Consider the following 19,490-nt stretch of genomic DNA (forward strand, 5'->3'; position numbering starts at 1 on the left):
ACAATCGGGGCTTTGACGGGAATAGTCCGTACATAGCGACGTTTGCGGAAACACTGCACGGAAGCGCGCTCTGACCGGTAAGCGTAATGATACCTTCGGCAGGCGATAGATTTTACAGTATTGACGTTTTTTCTGGTAACACTAACCCAATCTCGGAGGCTGTTATGGCTGAACATCGTGGTGGTTCCGGCAACTTTGCCGAAGATCGTGAAAAAGCATCAGAAGCGGGTAAAAAAGGCGGACAGCAGAGCGGCGGGAATTTCAAAAATGACCCGGAACGCGCATCTGAAGCAGGTAAAAAAGGCGGCCAGAACAGCCACAGCGGCGGACGTAATAAATAATCCGGCACGTTGATTTTATCTGTGATCGCAGCAGCCTCAGGGCTGCTGTTTTATTTTGCCTGCATAGTCAGTAATAAGCGCAACGCCTGGCTATCGATGGGGCGAGAAAACCACCAGCCCTGGCCGTAACATCCTGGAAAATTATCCTGCAAATATTCGACCTGAAGACGCTGCTCCAGTCCTTCAAATACGATCTGCTGCGGCATCGCTTTAAGCATCTGAATTAAATTGACGAGCAGCGTTTTATTAAGCGATGGCGTGCCTATTGCATCGGTAATACTTTTATCGACTTTAACTTCATCAATAGGCAGCCGCGACAGCCATGAGATGGTCGAATAACCGGTGCCGAAATCATCCAGTGCGATTAAAAACCCGTGTTGCTTAAATAAAGCTATCGCCGCTTCCATGTGCGCCAGCGTTGCATTTTCCCGTTCCGTTATTTCCAGCATGATGCGATTCGCGGGAAGACCGGTCTTTTGGGTAAGCTGTATCAGAAACGCCAGGTAGTGCCGGGAGAAGAGATCGGCCAGACTGATATTAATGCTGAGCGTCAGGTCATACGGCGTCAGTAATTCCGCCATCTCCGTCATGGCCCGCGTCGTGACAAATTCAGTAACCTTGCTCATCATGCCTTCTTTTTCCGCGAGCGGGATAAAAACATCCGGTGAAATCGCCTCGCCATTATTATCATGCCAGCGCAGCAGCGCCTCCATGCCCTTCATCCGCCCAGTCTCAATTTCATAAATGGGCTGATAAACGACACGCATATCGCCGTTTTTTAACGCATTTTCCAGGCGCGCGCGGAGCGAGGCTTTTTTCCGTTGGTAAAGAGCAAGGCTTGCGCAAAGCAGCAGCCCGATCGCAAGACCGAGCGCGATAAGTAATCCGAGGGTATACCAGCGCGCCTGTAACAGGCCATAAGGATGCGTACCGGCCATGACGCAGACATCATATTGCGCATTGCAGTGCTCCCGGGTGATGAAATACCAGGCATAGTGCGACGTGGGGTCGGTTTGAGATAATAATGCCTGCGTCGGCCCAAGCGTAAACCAGCGGCGATCGCGCTGTGAAGTGGTAATAATGGCGCTGTAGTGCGCCGTCTCTGCGTCATTTTCAAAGCGGGTAAAAACAAAAGGGGAAAATATTACCAGCAGATTGTTGCGCCACCAGGCGCTGACTTCGATGGTTTCCGTCAGCGGCAAATTTAATAACCAGCGCGCGCCGTCGCGGCTGACGATATTTTCCGTTGCAGTCAGCGGTTGTGGAACTGCAAGCGTGCCCCAGAGCGCTGAGCACATAATCCCGCGCGCGCCGGTGCGGCCAACATCTTTGATCATCTGGTATTCCCACAATAGCGTGCGCAGGGAATTAAGATCGGCTTCGCTACAGGGGGGATAATGCGCCATTTTCATCTCGCGGGCGGCCAGATTGTTTGCCTGTTGTAAAAGCGTTACGCTGCGCTCCAGCACCGCCTGGCTATAATCGTCTATCCGACGTGTTTCTAATTGCCAGTACACTATTTGCGCAATCGCCAGGACGGCGAATAGACTGGCAATGATTATGCCTGCCACTCCCGAAGTTTTATTCAAGCCCAATGAGACCCTGTTAAACATGATTCACGGTGGTCCTGCGACGGCGCCGCGTCGTTATTTATAGTGCCGCTCACTATAACTGATAGCGAACCGGCTGTAAGTAAAATCTGTAGGGTTATTAATACAGAAGCGTTGTGCTGCTAAATATTATGAAGCAGAAGCGCTAATTAATTAAGCGGGGCTGACATTAAAGTTAAGTAGGGCTTTAATTGCAGGGTAATAAATAAGTAATACGATGGGCCGACACAGGGCCGGCCCGGTTGGTTAGCTCCAGTTTTCGCTGGCCTGCTTATGAAACAGTTCGCGAAATACCGGGTAGATATCATCCTGATCGCGAATATGCTGCATGGCGAAATTCTCATATTTCGCCTGGAGATCTTCATATTCGCGCCACAGCGTCTGATGAGCGCGGCGGGTGATTTCGATATAGCTGTAATAACGCACCACGGGCAGTATTTTCTTAGCCAGAATTTCGTGGCAGAGGGGAGAATCATCGGCCCAGTTATCGCCATCGGAGGCCTGTGCGGCGTAAATATTCCACTGCGCCGGATCGTAGCGGGCTTTTACCACTTCATCCATCAGCTTCAGCGCGCTGGAAACAATGGTCCCGCCGGTCTCCTGCGAATAGAAAAACTCATGTTCATCGACTTCTTTCGCCTGCGTATGGTGGCGGATATAGACCACATCGACGTTTTTATAGGTTCGGCTCAGGAACAGATAGAGCAGAATATAAAAACGTTTGGCCATATCTTTGGTGGCCTGGTCCATCGAGCCGGAGACGTCCATCAGACAGAACATGACCGCCTGGCTTGACGGCTCTGGGCGCTTCTCAAAGTTTTTGTAACGCAGGTCGAAGGTATCGATAAACGGCACGCGTTCGATTTTGGCGCGCAGCTCGGCGATTTCCTTGCGTAGCCGCTCCTCTTCGAGCAGTTGCGCTGGTTCGCTTCTCAGCGCGTCTTCCAGATTCGCCTCCAGCTCGCGCAGCGCGCGGCGTTTACCGGCGGTCATAGCGGTGCGGCGCGCGAGCGAGTTTTGCAGCGAGCGTACCACGCTGATATTGGCGGGTACCCCGTTGGAGGTGTAGCCGGAACGGTGGGTTTTATATTCGTTTAACTGGCGATGCTGATTCTTTTTCAGATTCGGCAGGGCGAGATCTTCGAACAGGAGGTCGAGATATTCGTCTTTGGAGATCTGGAAAACGAATTCATCCTGTCCTTCGCCGTCGGCGCTCGCCTGACCCTGGCCGCTGCCACCGCCCCCGCCGCCACCCTGTGGGCGTTCGATGCGGTCGTTCTGAACGAAATGGTCGTTACCCGGATGCACGCGATGGCGCAGGCCGCCGCGTCCCTGATGGAACATCGGTTCGCTGATATCGTCATTCGGAATGGAAACAGATTCGCCGCTCTGAACATCGGTCACCGAGCGCTTGTTGATCGCCTCGGAAATCGACTGTTTGATTTGTGCTTTATAACGGCGCAAGAAGCGCTGGCGGTTTACCGTGCTCTTGTTTTTGCCGTTAAGACGTCGGTCTATGAACCAGGTCATATGCCCCCCGTACTGCATTGCCAACTTTATGCCGAACCGGTATCGCCGGAGGCGCTGTGCGCTCCGGCGTACGGCTCGCTTCGTTGTAGGCCCGGTCAGCGCAGGCGCCGCCGGGCGATTCGTCAGGACGATTTACGCACGCGCAGATACCATTCGCAAAGCAGACGCACCTGTTTGCGGGTATAGCCTTTTTCCATCATGCGATCGACAAAATCGTCGTGTTTTTTCTGCTCATCGGTTGAGGTTTTGGCGTTAAAGGAGATAACCGGCAGCAGCTCCTCGGTGTTCGAGAACATTTTCTTCTCGATAACCGTGCGCAGCTTCTCATAGCTGGTCCAGTTCGGATTGCGCCCATTATTGTTAGCACGGGCGCGCAGCACGAAGTTGACGATTTCGTTACGGAAATCTTTCGGGTTGCTGATGCCTGCCGGTTTCTCGATTTTCTCAAGCTCCGCGTTGAGCGATTCGCGGTCGAACAGTTGACCGGTATCCGGATCGCGATACTCTTGATCCTGGATCCAGAAATCCGCGTAGGTGACGTAGCGGTCAAAGATGTTCTGGCCATATTCGGAGTAGGACTCCAGATACGCCGTCTGGATCTCTTTGCCGATAAATTCGGCATATTTCGGGATCAGATAGCCTTTGAGGAATTCCAGATAGCGCTCGGCCTGCTCCTGCGGGAACTGTTCTCGCTCAATCTGCTGCTCCAGCACATAGAAGAGATGCACCGGGTTCGCGGCCACTTCGGTATGGTCGAAGTTGAAGACGCGCGAGAGGATTTTGAACGCGAAACGGGTCGAGAGCCCGTTCATGCCTTCATCGACGCCTGCGTAGTCGCGGTACTCCTGGTATGACTTCGCTTTCGGATCGGTATCTTTGAGGCTTTCACCGTCATAGACGCGCATTTTTGAGTACGTGCTGGAGTTTTCCGGCTCTTTCAGGCGCGAAAGAATAGAGAAGCGCGCCAGGGTTTCCAGCGTGCCGGGCGCGCAGGGCGCATGCGACAGCTCACTGTGGTTAAGCAGTTTCTCGTAGATTTTGATCTCTTCCGAAATACGCAGGCAATAAGGCACCTTGACGATATACACACGGTCAAGGAACGCCTCGTTGTTTTTGTTATTACGGAAAGTGACCCATTCCGATTCGTTGGAGTGCGCCAGAATGATGCCGTTAAAGGGCAGGGCGGAGATGCCTTCCGTCCCGTTATAGTTCCCTTCCTGGGTCGCCGTCAGCAGCGGATGCAGCACTTTAATCGGCGCTTTAAACATCTCGACGAATTCCATCACGCCCTGGTTGGCACGGCACAGCGCGCCGGAGTAACCATAGGCGTCGGGATCGTTTTGCGCGTGATGCTCAAGCTTACGGATATCCACTTTACCGACCAGCGCGGAGATATCCTGGTTGTTTTCATCGCCAGGCTCGGTTTTCGCGATAGCGATTTGCTCAAGAATAGACGGCCAGACTTTGACGACGCGGAATTTGGTGATGTCGCCGCCGAACTCATGCAGGCGCTTCGCGGCCCACGGCGACATGATCGTGCCGAGATAGCGGCGCGGGACGTTGTACTCTTTTTCCAGAATTTGCGCGTCTTCCTGCGGATTGAACAGGCACAGCGGATGATCGTTAACCGGGCTGCGCTCGCCGTTGGCGCTTAGCACATAAATAGGCACGCGCTGCATCAGCGATTTCAGACGCTCCGCGAGCGACGATTTCCCGCCGCCTACTGGCCCCAGCAGATAAAGGATCTGTTTCTTCTCTTCCAGACCCTGCGCCGCATGTTTCAGGTACGACACAATCTGCTCAATGGCCTCTTCCATGCCATAAAACTCTTCAAACGCCGGATACCGGGCGACCACCCGGTTCGAAAAGAGACGGGAGAGCCGTGGCTCCTGGGCAGTATCCACCATCACTGGCTCACCGATGGCCATCAATAGCCGTTCCGCCGCATTTGCATATGCACTGCGATCCTGCCGGCAAACGGTAAGAAATTCCTGCAGTGTGAACTCTTCGTCCTTGGCAGCTTCATAGCGCTGGCGATAGTGATCGAATATATTCATGGCATGCCGTCCTTTCGTTTTTTAGCACAGGTTAAAGAGCCGTTCATATGAATAGTGGAGGCTCCCGGAAGACGTATTCTGAGTACAGCAACCCTAATGCCAACTTAAGCATTTTTTTGCGCGTTGCACTGTGCTACTGCGGTCAGGGTAATGCACCTTCTTAATTTTAAGCGTAGATGGCATTTGAAAATCTTGCATGCCGCCTTATTGGGGATTCAGTGATTAATCAAGCACTCATCCCGTTGTTTCTGCTACAGCATTTGCATTCGACATGCGGATTCACCGCGAAGTCATAAAATTGCAAGGCGGCTGTCACGCGAAAATGCGAGGCTGCGCGATCCGGTGATGTAAAGAAGTGCGAAAAAATTTGGGGTGAAGCGTAAGGGGCGGTTACACTTCGCGAGCCGATCATTTGACTAAAGGACTTGATGGATTGTGAGCACATTCAAATTTCTGGCACTGGGTGCCGTAATGGCTTCAGCCGCTACCTTTGCGCATGCAGAAGGAAAACTGTCAGTTGGCGCGGGTGCAGGATGGGTAGTGAATCCTTATAAACAGTACGACCGCGACGTTTATCCTCTGCCGGTTATCAACTATGAAGGTGATAACTTCTGGGTGCGCGGCCTTGGTGCGGGATACTACCTGTGGAATGACAATGCCGATAAGCTTTCCATTATGGCGTATTACTCGCCGCTGCACTTCAAGCCGGGCGACAGCGACAGCCGTGCGCTGCGCCGTCTGGACGAGCGTCGCTCCACGCTGATGGCGGGCCTGTCTTACGTACATAACACGCAGTATGGTTATCTGCGTACCTCGCTCGCCGCCGATACGCTGGATAACAGCAACGGCATCGTGTGGGATCTGGCGTGGCTCTATCGCTACACCAACGGCGGTCTTACCCTGACGCCGGGCATCGGTGTGGAGTGGAGCAGCGAAAACCAGAACGACTACTACTATGGCGTGAGCGGCAAAGAGTCGCGCCGCAGCGGTCTTGATCGCTATGACGCGGACGATGGCTGGGCGCCGTATGCTGAGCTGACCGCCACGTATCGTCTCTCTGACAGCTGGAGCGTTTACGGCAGCGGCCGTTACACCCATCTGAGCGACGAAGCCAAAGACAGCCCGATGGTGGACCGTTCCTGGTCTGCGCTGCTGTCTACCGGCGTGACCTATACGTTCTGATTCGTAATGCCATGTTGCGGGGCGCCTTGTGCGCCCTTTTTTTATGGCGCAAACCGGCAGGAGAGTAAGGAAGAAAAGGGGCGGGCAAAAAACGGCCCCGCGAGAGCGAGGCCGTCTGTCATCAGGCTTGCTTAATCACGCGCAGCGTCTGAGAAAGGCGCGACGGTTTATCTTCACGCGTCTGCTGCGGTTTAGTCACGCAGGCCGTTTCCACGCAGACGAAGGTTTTGTAGCCGTCGTCCGGCATATCGCCCATGCTGACCGAGAGCGCCGGGCCCGGGTTCCAGCCCACCACGTTGCTGTTGTGATGGTGAACCACTTCAAGGGTGCGGTTAAGCGCGCCGTCGTGGATCAGGCTGCACCCTTCCGGGTTCAGGTAAACGCGGTCGGTACGATCCGGGAACGTCTGCACGCCATCTTCCAGCTTGCCTTGATCGCCGCCGCTGACTTTATCGATGTACGACTCGCCAAGCCCGCTCACTTTGACTTCTGCGATGTCGCCGACGTTGAAATAGGAGTGCAGCGCGGAGGTGGTTTCAAATTCACCGTGCGCTTCCAGTTCCATTTCGCAGGTTTTGCCGAGCTTATAGCGGGCGTAGAGCGTAAAATCGTGCGGCCAGTACTGGCGGCTCGCGTCACTGGCGTGCAGTTCAAACGTCAGCACCACGCCGTTGTCATCTTCATTGTGCGCGCTCAGATTCCACGGCAGATTGCGGGCGAAACCGTGCGAAGGGAGCTCTTTTTGCGCCGACGGGCCAAACCACGGCCAGCAAATCGGTACGCCGCCGCGCAGCGCGACGCCTTTCTTAAACGGCGTATTGGCGCTCAGCCATAACACTTCTTCTTCGCCAGCCGGTTTCCAGCACAGCAGATGCGCGCCCTGCAGCGCCACGGCGGCGCGAACCTGCGGATGGTCGATAACGATAACGTCCAGCTCGTCATGCTGACGACGGGAGAGATAAGGCGTTAACTGTTCAGACACCGGCAAGGCAAAAATCGTCTTGATCATTTCTGGCAATCCTCTGTCTTAAAGCCAATAAAAAGGGCGACCGAAGTCGCCCTTAGGATCAGAATCTCATCTCGCTTATTTGGAGATGTGAGCGATCAGGTCCAGTACTTTGTTGGAGTAGCCGGTTTCGTTGTCGTACCAGGAAACCAGTTTCACGAAGTTGTCGTTCAGTGCGATACCTGCTTTAGCATCGAACACGGAAGTGCACACTTCGCCGTTGAAGTCGGTGGAAACCACGTCATCTTCGGTGTAACCCAGAACGCCTTTCATTTCGCCTTCAGCGGCTTTCTTGATGGCGTCTTTGATCTGCTCGTAGGTCGCTGCTTTTTCCAGACGAACGGTCAGGTCAACGACAGACACGTTCGGGGTCGGAACGCGGAACGCCATACCAGTCAGTTTGCCGTTCAGTTCCGGCAGTACTTTACCTACTGCTTTAGCAGCGCCGGTAGAGGACGGGATGATGTTCTGAGCTGCGCCACGGCCGCCGCGCCAGTCTTTGTGAGACGGGCCGTCAACGGTTTTCTGGGTAGCGGTGGTCGCGTGAACGGTAGTCATCAGACCTTCGATGATGCCGAAGTTGTCGTTGATAACTTTCGCCAGCGGTGCCAGGCAGTTGGTGGTGCAGGATGCGTTGGAAACGATGTCCTGGCCTTCATATTTATCAAAGTTAGCGCCACGAACGAACATCGGGGTGTTGTCTTTGGACGGGCCAGTCAGAACAACTTTTTTCGCGCCAGCGGTGATGTGTTTACGTGCGGTTTCGTCGGTCAGGAAGATACCGGTCGCTTCAGCAACCACGTCCACGCCCACTTCGTCCCACTTCAGGTTAGCCGGGTCTTTTTCAGCGGTAACGCGGATTTTTTTACCGTTAACGATCAGATGACCGTCTTTAACTTCAACGGAACCGTCGAAACGACCGTGAGTAGAGTCATACTTCAGCATGTAGGCCATGTACTCAGCGTCTAACAGGTCGTTGATTGCAACGATCTCGATGTCAGAACGTTTCTGAGCAGCACGGAAAACAATGCGACCGATACGGCCAAAACCGTTGATACCTACTTTGATAGTCATATATTCCACCAGCTATTTGTTAGTGAATAAAAGGTTGGCTGTAAAATTACAAAAACCTTACGCAGCGTCAAGCGGAATCGTGTCAATCATTGCGACAAATCAATCCTCTGGACAAGCTTTGCACGACTGACTCACCTCACTCTTCCTTTTGGGCTCAGGTCCATATGGGGACGCTGAGAGGAATTTAAAAGGGCGTCGAAAACAAAAGTGTGATGTGAATCACATTTGCCTGTTCGCTGCATTTTCAGTGCTAAGTTTAGACCAAAAGTGTACGCCTTACTGTTAATGTTTTGTTAGAATATTACAGGTAATGTAACTGCTTAAACCTTGCCGAGATGTCACCTTATGGCCAATCAAAACTCCCATGACGACCTGAAAAATACCCTGACGGAAATGCAGTTCTACGTCACCCAGAATCACGGTACGGAACCGCCGTATACCGGGCGTCTGCTGCATAATAAGCGTGATGGCGTCTACCGCTGCCTGGTGTGCGATGCGGCGCTGTTCAACTCCGCAACCAAGTATGATTCCGGCTGCGGCTGGCCCAGCTTTTACGAGCCGGTAAGCGAAGACTCGATTCGTTATATCAACGATTACTCGCACGGCATGCAGCGCATTGAGATCCGCTGCGGCAGCTGCGATGCGCACCTGGGCCACGTCTTCCCGGACGGCCCGCAGCCGACCGGCGAGCGCTACTGCGTCAATTCGGCCTCGCTCAGCTTTACCGATGACGATAACGGCGAGCAAATCAAAGGCTGAAGAATCGATTCAGCAAATTATTCCACTGGAGCGTGATTTTATGAACCTGGAAGACCTGATCAGCAGCATGACGCCGGAGGTTTACGAGCGTCTTGCGACGGCCGTTGAGCTCGGGAAATGGCCCGACGGCGTGGCGCTCACGCCCGAGCAGAAAGAAAACAGCCTGCAGCTGGTGATGCTCTGGCAGATGCGTCATAACACCAATCCGCAGCACATGACGATCGGCACTGACGGTCAGCTGGTGATGAAAAGCAAGCAGCAGCTCAAGGCGGAGTTCGGCATCAATCAGCAGCCTATCGCCACGCTCAAGCCGGAGTGAGCTGACGTTTGCTGAAGCCATCAAAAAGGCCGCGGATTGCTCAGCGGCCTTTTTTTATGATGCAACCTGGGTCTGCAGAAGCTTACGGCTGCGTTTCGCGCCAGTCATCGAGCGTATAAAGCGTGGCGCCGCTCGCCGCCATCTCCTGAAATGCCAGCATACTGGCCTGCGGCGTCAGGTTAACGCCACGGCAGCCGTCGGTTATCACATTCACCCTATACCCAAGACTTACCGCGTCGAGCACCGTGTATTTCACGCAATAGTCGGTGGCCAGACCCATCACGATTAATTCGTTGACGCCGCGCTCACGCAGCCACGCGTCGAGCGCGGTTTTCTGACGATGCCCGTTATCGAAAAACGCGCTGTAGCTGTCGATAGCCGGGTTTTCGCCTTTATAAAACCGCTGTTCGATGGCGCTCTGGTTCAGCAGCGGATGGAGCGCCGCGCCGTCGCTTTCCTGAATGCAGTGATCGGGCCACCAGGTTTGCGGCAGGCCGTCGAGCGTGCCTTGCGTGAACGGCTCGGTGTGCTGAACAGAAGCAAAGCTGCCATGATTGGCCGGATGCCAGTCCTGGCTTGCCACCACCGGCTCGCCGCGGCTCTGACACCATGCAATCATCGCGTTCGCAATATCCACCGTGCTGTCGCCTTCCGCGACCGCCAGCGCGCCGCCGGCGCAAAAATCATTTTGCAGATCCACCAGCAGCAGGGCGCGTGAGTTCATATCGTGCTCCTTTAGTCGTCCGGGGTCAGTTCGCCGCGCAGGTTACGCATCATCGCCTCGCGGATCGCCTGCGGCTCCAGCCCCTGGCTTAACAGATAATGCAGTTTGGTCAGCGTGGCCTCGACGGTCATGTCAAAGCCGCTGATGACGCCCGCATGGGCCAGCGCGTTACCGGTGGCGTAGCCGCCCATGTTTACTTTACCGGACATACACTGCGTCAGGTTGACCACCACAATCCCGCGCGAGCACGCTTCCTGCAACTCTTTCAGGAATTCCCCATGCTGCGGCGCGTTGCCGACGCCGTAAGAGCGCAGGATCAGCGCCCGCACCGGCTGGCGTAAGAAGTTACGCACCACGTCGGCGGAGATCCCCGGATAAATGGTCACCACGCCGATAGGCTGCGGCGTAATCGTATGCACGCGCAGCTCGCCGTGGCCGTGCGGCGCGGGCGGCGTATTCAGGCGACGAATATGAATGCCCGCTTCCAGCAGCGGCGGCAGGTTAGGGGAGGCGAAAGCGTCAAAGCCGTCGGCATGGGCTTTGGTGGTGCGGTTGCCGCGATAGAGCCGGTTATTGAAGAACAGCGTCACTTCGCTAATCGGATAGTTCGCCGCCACGTAGAGCGAATTCAGCAGGTTGATCTGCCCGTCGGAGCGCAGCTCCGCGAGCGGGATCTGCGAGCCGGTCACGATAACCGGTTTGCTAAGATTCTCGAGCATAAACGACAGCGCCGAGGCCGTGAACGCCATCGTATCGGTGCCGTGCAGGATCACAAACCCGTCATACTCATCGTAATGGGCTTTGATGTCTTCGGCGATATGCTGCCAGTCCTGCGGCGTCATATCGGAGGAGTCCATCAGGGGCGCATATTCATGGATGGTGAAATCCGGCATTTCAGGGCGGTGGAATTCCGGCATTTGCGCGAGCTGCTGCTGGAGATGGCCGGAAACGGGAATATAGCCGTGTTCGGAGCGTTGCATACCGATGGTGCCGCCGGTATAGGCAACGTAGATCGATTTCTTTTGCATAGGTTAGCTTTCGTTGTGCATAAACCCGCGCAGTATAGAGGCGCTGCGCAAAAAAATCAGCCCGGCGCTGGCCGGGCTGTGACAGGATCGACGCAGGCGCGTTAGCGCACGTCGCCGCAGGTCAGGCAGAAGGCGTAACGGTTCTGCGGATCGTTAAAGGCGGCGAGCTTATCGCCTTCCTTTTTGGCCGCCAGCGCCGCGTCGGCCACCGGCGCAGGCAACCAGGCCTGAAGCGCCTGCGGCAGCATCGCGTGCACCGAACCGGTCAGATTCGCCAGCACCATATCCACAAAGCCCGGCTCATCCTGATAGAAATCGAGATGCCAGGTTTTCAGCTTCGCCAGCTCAGCGGCTTTTTTCACGGCGTCGTCGAAATCGCCGAGGCTGTCCACCAGGCCGTTTTGCTTCGCGTCTTCACCCGTCCAGACGTGACCCTGCGCAATCTGGTCTATCTGTTGCGGCGTCTTGTGACGCGACTGCGCTACCAGGCCGATAAAGCGCTGATAACCGTTTTCGATGGTTAACTGCATCAGCTTCTGCACTTCAGGCGGCAGCGCTTTGGTGACCGACACATCCGCAAGCGGCGAGGTCGCGACACCGTCGGTATGCACGCCAATGGAATCGAGGCTGTTTTCCACCGTGTTGATAACGCCAAAGATGCCGATGGAGCCGGTCAGCGTGCTCGGGTTCGCCACGATATAACTGGCCGGCGTGGAGATCCAGTAACCGCCGGACGCCGCCATGCCGCCCATGGAAACCACGATCGGTTTGCCTGCTTCTTTCGCCGCCGCCAGCTCCTGACGAATAGTTTCAGAAGCGGTCACGCTGCCGCCGGGGCTGTTCACCCGCAGCACAATGGCTTTCACTTTCGGATCCAGACGCGCATCGCGGATCTGCGCGGCGGTGGTATCGCCGCCGACGTTGCCCGGCGTCTCTTCGCCATCCATGATGGCCCCGTTAGCGAACACCACGGCGATGCTCTCGCCCTGTTCAGACGGTTTGTTCACCGGGTAGTCGTAAATGCTGACGGCGCGGAAATCTTTATCCTTGTCGCTCCAGCCGAACTGTTTCACCAGCGCTTTATCGATAGTCGCGCTGCTCGCCAGCTCATCCACGAGCTTATTGTCGAGCGCATATTTCGCCGTATCGCCGCCTGCCGCTTCGAGGCCTGCGATCATCGCCTGCGCGCCAGGGAAGATCTGGCTGGCTGGCACCTGGCGGTTGGCCGCGAGCGTGCCGAGGTAGTTCTGCCACAGCTCGCCAATCCAGCGGCTGTCGGCCTCGCGGGCTTCCGGTGACATATCGTCGCGGATAAACGGCTCAACGGCGGACTTATAGGTGCCGACGCGGAACACATGGGTGGTCACTTTGAGTTTATCGAGCAGCGATTTGTAGTAGAGGCCATTAGTCGCGAAACCGTGCAGATCGACGGTGCCCTGCGGCGAGAGCCAAATCTTGTTGGCGAAGCTTGCGAGGTAATACTGGCCCTGGCTGTAGCTTTCACCGATGGCGTACACCGGCTTACCGGCGTCGCGGAATTCGCGCAGCGCCTTGCCGATATACTGCATTGAAGGCTGATCGGCGCCGGCGAAATCTTTCAGATCCAGCACGATACCCGTGATATTGCGGTCGTCTTTCGCCTGGCGAATCGCGTTGACGATATCAAACAGCGAATTTTCCTGTAAACGGTCGGAGCTTGCGCCAAAGAGCTGACGGCCCAGCGCGCCAAGCTTATTATTGACCGACGGTTTATCCACCACCACGCCGCTGATATCAAGCAGCAGCGCGCCGCGCGCAGGTTCAGACGGGCCGCTGTTAAACTGCATCCAGACGCCGACGCACACCAGCACCAGCAGCAGAAACAGCAGATTCATCACCAGCTCTCTGATGATATTGAGCAGGCGCCAGGTCCACTTAAAGAATCCGGCAATAATTCGCCAAAGGGTACGCATTTACTCTCCCTAATCCGTGAATAACGGGGAACCCCGTAACCTCCCGCTACAGGCGGGACGCCGACAAAGTGTAAATACCACGGGCGGGCTTGTCAGCAGGAAACGCGGGCAGGGTGTAACAAAACATACCGCTGTGTTAATTTTATGGGTAAAAATCATCAAAGGAGAGTTGAGATGGATGCATTAGATATGCTGGTCAACCGCCGCAGCGCCTCACGTCTCGCTGAGCCTGCGCCAACGGGCGACGCGCTGGAAAACATTCTGCGGGCGGGTCTGCGCGCGCCGGATCACGGTACGCTACAGCCGTGGCGTTTCTTTGTCATCGAAGGGGAAGGGCGTGAGCGCTTCAGCGCGCTGCTGGAGAAAGCCGCCATTGCCGACGGTCAGGATGAAAAGGCTATCGACAAAGCCCGCAACGCGCCGTTTCGCGCGCCGCTGATTATCACCGTGGCCGCCCACTGCGAAGCGCACCACAAAGTGCCGCACTGGGAGCAGGTGGTCAGCGCCGGTTGCGCGGTCATGGCGATGCAGATGGCAGCGCTCGCCCAGGGCTTTAACGGCATCTGGCGCAGCGGCCCGTTCACTGACAACAACCTGGTGCGCGAGGCGTTTGAGTGCCGCGAGCAGGATCAAATTGTCGGTTTTCTCTACCTCGGCACGCCGCAACTGAAGGCGTCCACCACCATTAATCTGCCGGACACCGCCCCCTTCGTGCGTCATTTCTGAACCCCACGCGCAAAACTGTCTGGATTGTGAGCAAAAGCGGCGCAATTCAGACAGCCATACTTACCACCCCGTCTTTCTGGCGCTACCATAAGCGCGCTTTATTTATCGAATGATAACGATCACCTGATTCTGACCAAACAAGGAGCGGTCCATGAGTGAGCAAGCGATTCGTCTGACCCAGTACAGCCACGGAGCAGGTTGCGGTTGTAAAATTTCCCCGAAAGTGCTGGAAACCATCCTGCACAGCGATCAGGCGAAGTTTATCGACCCCAACCTGCTTGTCGGCAACGAAACGCGCGACGATGCGGCGGTGTACGACCTGGGCAACGGCACGAGCGTTATCAGCACCACGGATTTCTTCATGCCCATCGTGGACAACCCGTTCGACTTTGGCCGCATCGCCGCCACCAACGCCATCAGCGATATCTACGCGATGGGCGGTAAACCTATTATGGCGATCGCCATTCTCGGCTGGCCGGTTAACACGCTTGCGCCGGAAATCGCGCGCGAGGTCGTGGAAGGCGGGCGCTTTGCGTGTCAGCAGGCGGGCATTGCGCTGGCGGGCGGCCACTCCATCGACGCGCCGGAGCCGATTTTCGGTCTCGCCGTCACCGGCGTGGTGCCGACCGAGCGCGTGAAGAAAAACAGCACCGCCGAGGCGGGCTGCAAACTCTTTCTCACCAAACCGCTGGGTATCGGCGTGCTGACCACGGCCGAGAAAAAATCGCTGCTGCGCCCTGAGCATCAGGGTCTTGCGACGGAAGTGATGTGCATCATGAATAAAGCGGGCGCTGAGTTCGCAGAGATCGACGGCGTGCGGGCGATGACAGACGTCACCGGCTTCGGGCTGCTGGGCCATCTCAGCGAAGTGTGCCAGGGCGCGGGCCTGCAGGCGGAGCTCTGGTATGAGGCCGTGCCGAAACTGCCGGGCGTGGAGGAGTACATCGCGCAGGGCGCGGTGCCGGGCGGCACCAGCCGTAACTTTGCGAGCTACGGCCATCTTATGGGCGACATGCCGGACGCCTGGCGCAGCCTGCTGTGCGATCCGCAAACCTCCGGCGGCCTGCTGCTGGCGGTCGATCCGCAATCTGAGGCGCAGGTGCAGGCTGTGGCGGCGGAGCATGGCATCACGCTTAGCGCCATCGGCGAGCTGAAAACCGCGCGCGGCGGCCGCCCGATGGTGGAGATTCGCTAATCGATGCGGTTGTTTATTGCCGAAAAGCCCAGCCTGGGGCGTGCCATCGCCGACGTGTTGCCTAAGCCGCACCGCCGGGGCGACGGGTTTATTGAGTGCGGGAACGGCCAGGTGGTCACCTGGTGCGTCGGGCATCTGCTGGAGCAGGCGCAGCCGGACGCCTATGACAGCCGCTATGGCCGCTGGAATCTCGCCGACTTACCCATCGTGCCGGAAAAGTGGCAGCTTCAGCCGAAACCGTCGGTCGCAAAGCAGCTCAATGTGATTAAAAAGCTGCTGCGCGAGGCGCAGGAGATAGTGCATGCGGGCGACCCGGATCGCGAAGGGCAACTGCTGGTGGACGAAGTGCTCGACTACCTGCAACTGCCCGCGGAAAAGCGCCAGCAGGTGCGCCGCTGCCTGATTAACGATCTCAACCCGCAGGCGGTGGAGCGCGCCATCGACAAGCTGCGCGAGAACCGCGAGTTTGTCCCGCTCAGCACCTCGGCGCTCGCCCGCGCCCGCGCCGACTGGCTTTACGGCATTAACATGACGCGCGCCTATACGCTGCTCGGGCAGAACGCGGGCTACCAGGGCGTGCTCTCGGTGGGCCGCGTCCAGACGCCTGTGCTGGGGCTGGTGGTACGGCGCGACGAAGAGATAGAACACTTCGTCGCCAAAGATTTCTTTGAAGTCAAAGCGCACATCATCACGCCCGCGCAGGAGCGCTTCACCGCGCTCTGGCAGCCGAGCGAGGCCTGCGAACCGTATCAGGATGAAGAGGGGCGGCTTCTGAACCGGGCGCTGGCGGAGCATGTCGTTAAGCGTATCGAAGGGCAGCCTGCGCGTGTCACCAGCTACAACGACAAACGCGAAGGCGAAGCCGCGCCGCTGCCGTTCTCGCTCTCGACGCTGCAAATCGAGGCCTCAAAACGCTTTAACCTGAGCGCGCAGGCGGTGCTGGATATCTGCCAGAAGCTGTACGAAACCCACAAGCTTATCACCTATCCGCGCTCCGACTGCCGCTACCTGCCGGAGGAGCACTTCGCGGGCCGCCATGCGGTGCTGAAAGCGATAGGCGTGCATGCGCCGGATCTGCTGCCGCAGCCCGCGGTCGATCCCGAGCGTCGCAACCGCTGCTGGGACGACAAAAAAGTGGACGCCCACCACGCCATCATCCCGACGGCGCGCAGCGCGCCTGCGTCGCTCTCTGACGGCGAAGCGAAAATTTACGGGCTTATCGCCCGTCAGTACCTGATGCAGTTCTGTCAGGACGCGCAGTTTCGCAAATGCGTCATTGAGCTTGACATCGCGGGCGGCAAATTCATCGCCAAAGCGCGCTTTCTGGCTGAGGCGGGCTGGCGCACGCTGCTCGGCGCGAAAGAGCGCGACGAAGAGAATGACGGCACGCCGCTGCCGGTGGTCGCAAAGGGCGACGAACTGCATTGCGAACGGGGTGAAGTGGTCGAACGTCAGACCCAACCGCCGCGCCATTTCACCGACGCCACGCTACTCTCGGCCATGACCGGCATCGCGCGCTTCGTGCAGGATAAAGATTTGAAAAAAATCCTGCGCGCCACCGACGGGCTTGGTACGGAAGCGACCCGCGCAGGGATTATCGAACTGCTGTTTAAGCGTGGTTTTCTTGAAAAGCAGGGGCGCTATATCCACTCGACACCTGCCGGAAAAGCGTTGATCCACGCACTGCCGGAGCTTGCCGCGCGTCCGGACATGACCGCGCAGTGGGAGTCGACGCTGACGCAAATCAGTGAGAAGCAGTGCCGCTATCAGGATTTCATGCAGCCGCTGGTGCACACGCTCTACACGCTGATTGACCAGGCGCGTAGCGCCCCGGTGCGTCAGTTCCGCGGTCTGGTGGCGCCCCAGCAGGCGCAAAAACGCCGCGCGGGCAAGGGCGGCAAAAAGCCTGCCGCCCGCAAACGCAGCGGCGCGCAACCGGCGACGGAGTAATTCCGTCGCGCTAAACTCCGGGCCGGATGCGCCGATACTGTCTACACGAGCGCGCGACGCGCTATAGTGAAATCAGGATCACATAACGAGAGGGGAAACGGGGTGTCAGTGAAAAAGAGCTTACTGGCGGCGCTGGCGCTGCTGGCGACCCTGCCGGCGGGCGCCGACAGGCTGCGCCCGGATGTGCAGGTCAACGTGCCGGAAGAGGTGTTTAATACCGGCGGCCAGCGCTCGCAGCAACAGTGCATTCAGTGCTGCGTCTATCAGGATCAGAACTACTCCGAAGGGGCGGTTATCAAAGCCGATGGCGTGCTGTTGCAGTGTCAGCGCGACGAGAAAACCCTCAGCACGAACCCGCTGGTGTGGCGTCGCGTGCGGACATAAACGCCTCCAGCAACGGAATATCCGCCGGGGCGAGCGCATAGCCGAACGCCTCGCGCGGTTCACACCAGACGAACGCGCTGTGGCACAGCGCCTGCGGCTCGCCGTCAAAATCGTCCACCCGCCACGCATGTAAGCAAATCACCCGCCCGGAGACCTCGCGCGTGTGGCTTGCCACATACGCGCCGATACGCGCGCGTATCGCCAGTTCTTCACACAACTCACGCGCCAGCGCCGCAGGCTGGCTTTCGCCCGGCTCAACTTTGCCGCCGGGAAATTCCCACAGCCCCGGCTGATCGCCTGCAGGTGAGCGCTGCGCCAGCAGCAGACGACCCTCGCGCACGATGATCGCCGCCACGACATCAATGATTTGCATAGTGAGTTTTCCGAAGGGCTCCTCCCGCAGGAGGAGCCGCATGAATTACAGCGAGAAGGTCGCCCAGACCGGCGCGTGATCGGACGGTTTTTCCATGGCGCGGATATCATAATCGATACCGGTTTCCACCAGGCGCGCCATCAGCGGGTCGCTCGCCAGCAGAAGATCGATGCGCAGGCCGCGATTATCGTCAAAGCCTTTCGAGCGGTAGTCGAACCAGGAGTAGCGGTCAGTGATGTCCGGGTTAGCGTGGCGGAACGTATCTTTAAGCCCCCAGTTCAGCAGGCGGCCCATCCATTCGCGCTCTTCCGGCAGGAACGAACATTTGCCGGTACGCAGCCAGCGCTTGCGGCTCTCTTCGCCGATGCCGATATCCAGATCGCCCGGGCTAATATTCATGTCGCCCATAATAAGCACCGGCTTATCGTTGCTGAGCGCCGTTTCAAGATAGTCCTGCAAATCCTGGTAGAACTTCGCTTTGGCGGGAAATTTCACCGCGTGGTCGCGGCTTTCGCCCTGCGGGAAATAACCGTTGATCACGGTGATATCGCCGATCGCGGACGGGATTTCCGCCATGATGATACGACGCTGCGCTTCTTCATCGTCGCCCGGAAAGCCGCGGCGCACGGAAACCGGCGTGGCTTTGGTCAGCAGCGCCACGCCGTAATGGCCTTTCTGGCCATGATAAAACACGTTGTAGCCCAGTTTCGCCACCTCTTCGAGGGGAAACATATCGTCGTGGACTTTGGTTTCCTGCAGGCCGATCACGTCCGGCTGATGCTGTTCCACCAGCGCGGCAAGCTGATGAGGGCGGGCGCGCAGGCCATTGATGTTAAAAGAGATGAATTTCATAGTCGCGAACACACTGGATGAACAAGAGTGGCGCGATGGTATCAGAAAAACCGTCCGCGCGTCTTCCGCCCCGGCAAGGTTGTGGCGATAGCTGAAAGCGGCGCAAACCCGATTTTGGTGCACCATGACGGCGCAGACGCCCTGAAAAGGGGCGCTTTTTCAAGACAAATCCCGGTCACGATCACAAATCCAGAACAATATTTTATCAATGCATAAAAGTGCGGATTTTTTTATGGCGAAGGCCGCTTTGTCATAAATTTATTCACTTATTATGCAGTAAAAGTGAATAATGGTGAATCGTAACCTATTGATTTAACGCCAACCCCTCTCCGCTATGCATTTTCTCCTCTGGCTGGCACGAAGCGTGCAATCTACAGTAAGAGCGCAAATGCACATTTAATTAACAACTAAACAACCTTTTATTTACC

General features: G+C 56.9%; 19 protein-coding genes. 9 read left to right on the plus strand and 10 right to left on the minus strand.

Annotation, left to right across the window (positions count from 1 at the left end):
- Window positions 1–164: 164 nt before the first annotated feature.
- Window positions 165–341, plus strand: a complete 177-nt coding sequence (locus tag AACV31_RS08835; protein WP_007760278.1) for a general stress protein — start codon at window positions 165–167, stop codon at window positions 339–341.
- Between the two features lie 50 nt (window positions 342–391).
- Here AACV31_RS08835 and AACV31_RS08840 read toward each other — a convergent pair whose 3' ends face one another.
- From AACV31_RS08840 to yeaG, 3 genes are all read right to left on the minus strand, one after another.
- Window positions 392–1,954, minus strand: a complete 1,563-nt coding sequence (locus AACV31_RS08840) for an EAL domain-containing protein (protein WP_165153676.1) — start codon at window positions 1,952–1,954, stop codon at window positions 392–394.
- 243 nt (window positions 1,955–2,197) lie between these two features.
- Window positions 2,198–3,481, minus strand: a complete 1,284-nt coding sequence (locus AACV31_RS08845) for a YeaH/YhbH family protein (protein ID WP_007760281.1) — start codon at window positions 3,479–3,481, stop codon at window positions 2,198–2,200.
- Between the two features lie 122 nt (window positions 3,482–3,603).
- Entirely contained in the window at window positions 3,604–5,538 is a 1,935-nt protein-coding gene (gene yeaG, locus AACV31_RS08850) for a protein kinase YeaG (RefSeq protein WP_007760282.1), read from the minus strand.
- 471 nt (window positions 5,539–6,009) lie between these two features.
- Between yeaG and AACV31_RS08855 the strand changes: the two genes are divergently transcribed.
- Window positions 6,010–6,720, plus strand: coding sequence for a MipA/OmpV family protein (locus AACV31_RS08855; RefSeq protein WP_202623501.1), 711 nt, complete (start codon window positions 6,010–6,012; stop codon window positions 6,718–6,720).
- A gap of 121 nt (window positions 6,721–6,841) precedes the next feature.
- Here AACV31_RS08855 and AACV31_RS08860 read toward each other — a convergent pair whose 3' ends face one another.
- Both AACV31_RS08860 and gapA read right to left on the minus strand, forming a co-directional pair.
- A complete protein-coding gene (locus AACV31_RS08860) occupies window positions 6,842–7,729 on the minus strand; it encodes a D-hexose-6-phosphate mutarotase (RefSeq protein WP_007760284.1) in 888 nt (295 codons plus the stop codon).
- Between the two features lie 75 nt (window positions 7,730–7,804).
- Window positions 7,805–8,800 carry a glyceraldehyde-3-phosphate dehydrogenase gene (gene gapA, locus AACV31_RS08865; RefSeq protein ID WP_007760285.1) on the minus strand — a complete coding sequence of 332 codons (996 nt, stop codon included), beginning with the start codon at window positions 8,798–8,800 and terminating at the stop codon, window positions 7,805–7,807.
- Window positions 8,801–9,145: 345 nt separating this feature from the next.
- On the opposite strand from gapA, the gene msrB reads away from it, so the two are divergent.
- Together msrB and AACV31_RS08875 are read left to right on the plus strand one after the other, a co-directional pair.
- Complete coding sequence (gene msrB, locus AACV31_RS08870) at window positions 9,146–9,559, plus strand: peptide-methionine (R)-S-oxide reductase MsrB (RefSeq protein WP_007760286.1); 414 nt, start codon at window positions 9,146–9,148, stop codon at window positions 9,557–9,559.
- Between the two features lie 40 nt (window positions 9,560–9,599).
- Window positions 9,600–9,878 carry a YeaC family protein gene (locus AACV31_RS08875; RefSeq protein ID WP_004386623.1) on the plus strand — a complete coding sequence of 93 codons (279 nt, stop codon included), beginning with the start codon at window positions 9,600–9,602 and terminating at the stop codon, window positions 9,876–9,878.
- Between the two features lie 82 nt (window positions 9,879–9,960).
- On the opposite strand, the gene pncA is transcribed toward AACV31_RS08875, so the two are convergent.
- The 3 genes from pncA to sppA form a co-directional block, all read right to left on the minus strand.
- Entirely contained in the window at window positions 9,961–10,602 is a 642-nt protein-coding gene (gene pncA / locus AACV31_RS08880; RefSeq protein ID WP_165153678.1) for a bifunctional nicotinamidase/pyrazinamidase, read from the minus strand.
- An 11-nt stretch (window positions 10,603–10,613) separates the two neighbouring features.
- Window positions 10,614–11,630 carry an asparaginase gene (gene ansA / locus AACV31_RS08885; protein ID WP_075199052.1) on the minus strand — a complete coding sequence of 339 codons (1,017 nt, stop codon included), beginning with the start codon at window positions 11,628–11,630 and terminating at the stop codon, window positions 10,614–10,616.
- 101 nt (window positions 11,631–11,731) lie between these two features.
- The gene (gene sppA / locus AACV31_RS08890) at window positions 11,732–13,582 is read right to left on the minus strand and encodes a signal peptide peptidase SppA (RefSeq protein ID WP_015740968.1); all 1,851 of its coding nucleotides are present in this window, start codon (window positions 13,580–13,582) and stop codon (window positions 11,732–11,734) included.
- Window positions 13,583–13,756: 174 nt separating this feature from the next.
- On the opposite strand from sppA, the gene AACV31_RS08895 reads away from it, so the two are divergent.
- The 4 genes from AACV31_RS08895 (at window position 13,757) to AACV31_RS08910 (ending at window position 17,837) form a co-directional block, all read left to right on the plus strand.
- A complete protein-coding gene (locus AACV31_RS08895) occupies window positions 13,757–14,308 on the plus strand; it encodes an NAD(P)H nitroreductase (RefSeq protein WP_165153680.1) in 552 nt (183 codons plus the stop codon).
- Between the two features lie 151 nt (window positions 14,309–14,459).
- Window positions 14,460–15,503, plus strand: a complete 1,044-nt coding sequence (selD, locus tag AACV31_RS08900; protein WP_165153681.1) for a selenide, water dikinase SelD — start codon at window positions 14,460–14,462, stop codon at window positions 15,501–15,503.
- Window positions 15,504–15,506: 3 nt separating this feature from the next.
- Complete coding sequence (locus tag AACV31_RS08905) at window positions 15,507–17,453, plus strand: DNA topoisomerase III (protein WP_108695593.1); 1,947 nt, start codon at window positions 15,507–15,509, stop codon at window positions 17,451–17,453.
- A gap of 102 nt (window positions 17,454–17,555) precedes the next feature.
- Window positions 17,556–17,837 (plus strand): DUF1496 domain-containing protein, encoded by a 282-nt coding sequence (locus AACV31_RS08910; protein ID WP_007760311.1) that lies wholly within the window; start codon window positions 17,556–17,558, stop codon window positions 17,835–17,837.
- Here the strand turns inward: AACV31_RS08910 and AACV31_RS08915 are convergent.
- Together AACV31_RS08915 and xthA are read right to left on the minus strand one after the other, a co-directional pair.
- Window positions 17,797–18,210 carry a pyrimidine (deoxy)nucleoside triphosphate diphosphatase gene (locus tag AACV31_RS08915; protein ID WP_075199048.1) on the minus strand — a complete coding sequence of 138 codons (414 nt, stop codon included), beginning with the start codon at window positions 18,208–18,210 and terminating at the stop codon, window positions 17,797–17,799. The genes AACV31_RS08910 and AACV31_RS08915 overlap by 41 nt on opposite strands.
- A gap of 45 nt (window positions 18,211–18,255) precedes the next feature.
- The gene (xthA, locus tag AACV31_RS08920; RefSeq protein ID WP_007760319.1) at window positions 18,256–19,062 is read right to left on the minus strand and encodes an exodeoxyribonuclease III; all 807 of its coding nucleotides are present in this window, start codon (window positions 19,060–19,062) and stop codon (window positions 18,256–18,258) included.
- A 27-nt stretch (window positions 19,063–19,089) separates the two neighbouring features.
- Here xthA and AACV31_RS08925 point away from each other — a divergent pair, with 27 nt between their 5' ends.
- Window positions 19,090–19,278 carry a hypothetical protein gene (locus AACV31_RS08925; RefSeq protein ID WP_165153616.1) on the plus strand — a complete coding sequence of 63 codons (189 nt, stop codon included), beginning with the start codon at window positions 19,090–19,092 and terminating at the stop codon, window positions 19,276–19,278.
- The last annotated feature ends 212 nt before the right edge of the window (window positions 19,279–19,490 follow it).

It is taken from the genome of Cronobacter sp. EKM101R (assembly GCF_963888145.1).
GTDB classification, from domain to species: domain Bacteria; phylum Pseudomonadota; class Gammaproteobacteria; order Enterobacterales; family Enterobacteriaceae; genus Cronobacter; species Cronobacter turicensis.

Excerpts from the sequence above, each read along its gene's own strand:
- AACV31_RS08835 (WP_007760278.1), top strand. The coding sequence starts at position 165 with ATGGCTGAACATCGTGGTGGTTCCGGCAACTTTGCCGAAGATCGTGAA.
- AACV31_RS08840 (WP_165153676.1), bottom strand. The coding sequence starts at position 1,954 with ATGTTTAACAGGGTCTCATTGGGCTTGAATAAAACTTCGGGAGTGGCA.
- AACV31_RS08845 (WP_007760281.1), bottom strand. The coding sequence starts at position 3,481 with ATGACCTGGTTCATAGACCGACGTCTTAACGGCAAAAACAAGAGCACG.
- yeaG (WP_007760282.1), bottom strand. The coding sequence starts at position 5,538 with ATGAATATATTCGATCACTATCGCCAGCGCTATGAAGCTGCCAAGGAC.
- AACV31_RS08855 (WP_202623501.1), top strand. The coding sequence starts at position 6,010 with ATGGCTTCAGCCGCTACCTTTGCGCATGCAGAAGGAAAACTGTCAGTT.
- AACV31_RS08860 (WP_007760284.1), bottom strand. The coding sequence starts at position 7,729 with ATGATCAAGACGATTTTTGCCTTGCCGGTGTCTGAACAGTTAACGCCT.
- gapA (WP_007760285.1), bottom strand. The coding sequence starts at position 8,800 with ATGACTATCAAAGTAGGTATCAACGGTTTTGGCCGTATCGGTCGCATT.
- msrB (WP_007760286.1), top strand. The coding sequence starts at position 9,146 with ATGGCCAATCAAAACTCCCATGACGACCTGAAAAATACCCTGACGGAA.
- AACV31_RS08875 (WP_004386623.1), top strand. The coding sequence starts at position 9,600 with ATGAACCTGGAAGACCTGATCAGCAGCATGACGCCGGAGGTTTACGAG.
- pncA (WP_165153678.1), bottom strand. The coding sequence starts at position 10,602 with ATGAACTCACGCGCCCTGCTGCTGGTGGATCTGCAAAATGATTTTTGC.
- ansA (WP_075199052.1), bottom strand. The coding sequence starts at position 11,630 with ATGCAAAAGAAATCGATCTACGTTGCCTATACCGGCGGCACCATCGGT.
- sppA (WP_015740968.1), bottom strand. The coding sequence starts at position 13,582 with ATGCGTACCCTTTGGCGAATTATTGCCGGATTCTTTAAGTGGACCTGG.
- AACV31_RS08895 (WP_165153680.1), top strand. The coding sequence starts at position 13,757 with ATGGATGCATTAGATATGCTGGTCAACCGCCGCAGCGCCTCACGTCTC.
- selD (WP_165153681.1), top strand. The coding sequence starts at position 14,460 with ATGAGTGAGCAAGCGATTCGTCTGACCCAGTACAGCCACGGAGCAGGT.
- AACV31_RS08905 (WP_108695593.1), top strand. The coding sequence starts at position 15,507 with ATGCGGTTGTTTATTGCCGAAAAGCCCAGCCTGGGGCGTGCCATCGCC.
- AACV31_RS08915 (WP_075199048.1), bottom strand. The coding sequence starts at position 18,210 with ATGCAAATCATTGATGTCGTGGCGGCGATCATCGTGCGCGAGGGTCGT.
- xthA (WP_007760319.1), bottom strand. The coding sequence starts at position 19,062 with ATGAAATTCATCTCTTTTAACATCAATGGCCTGCGCGCCCGCCCTCAT.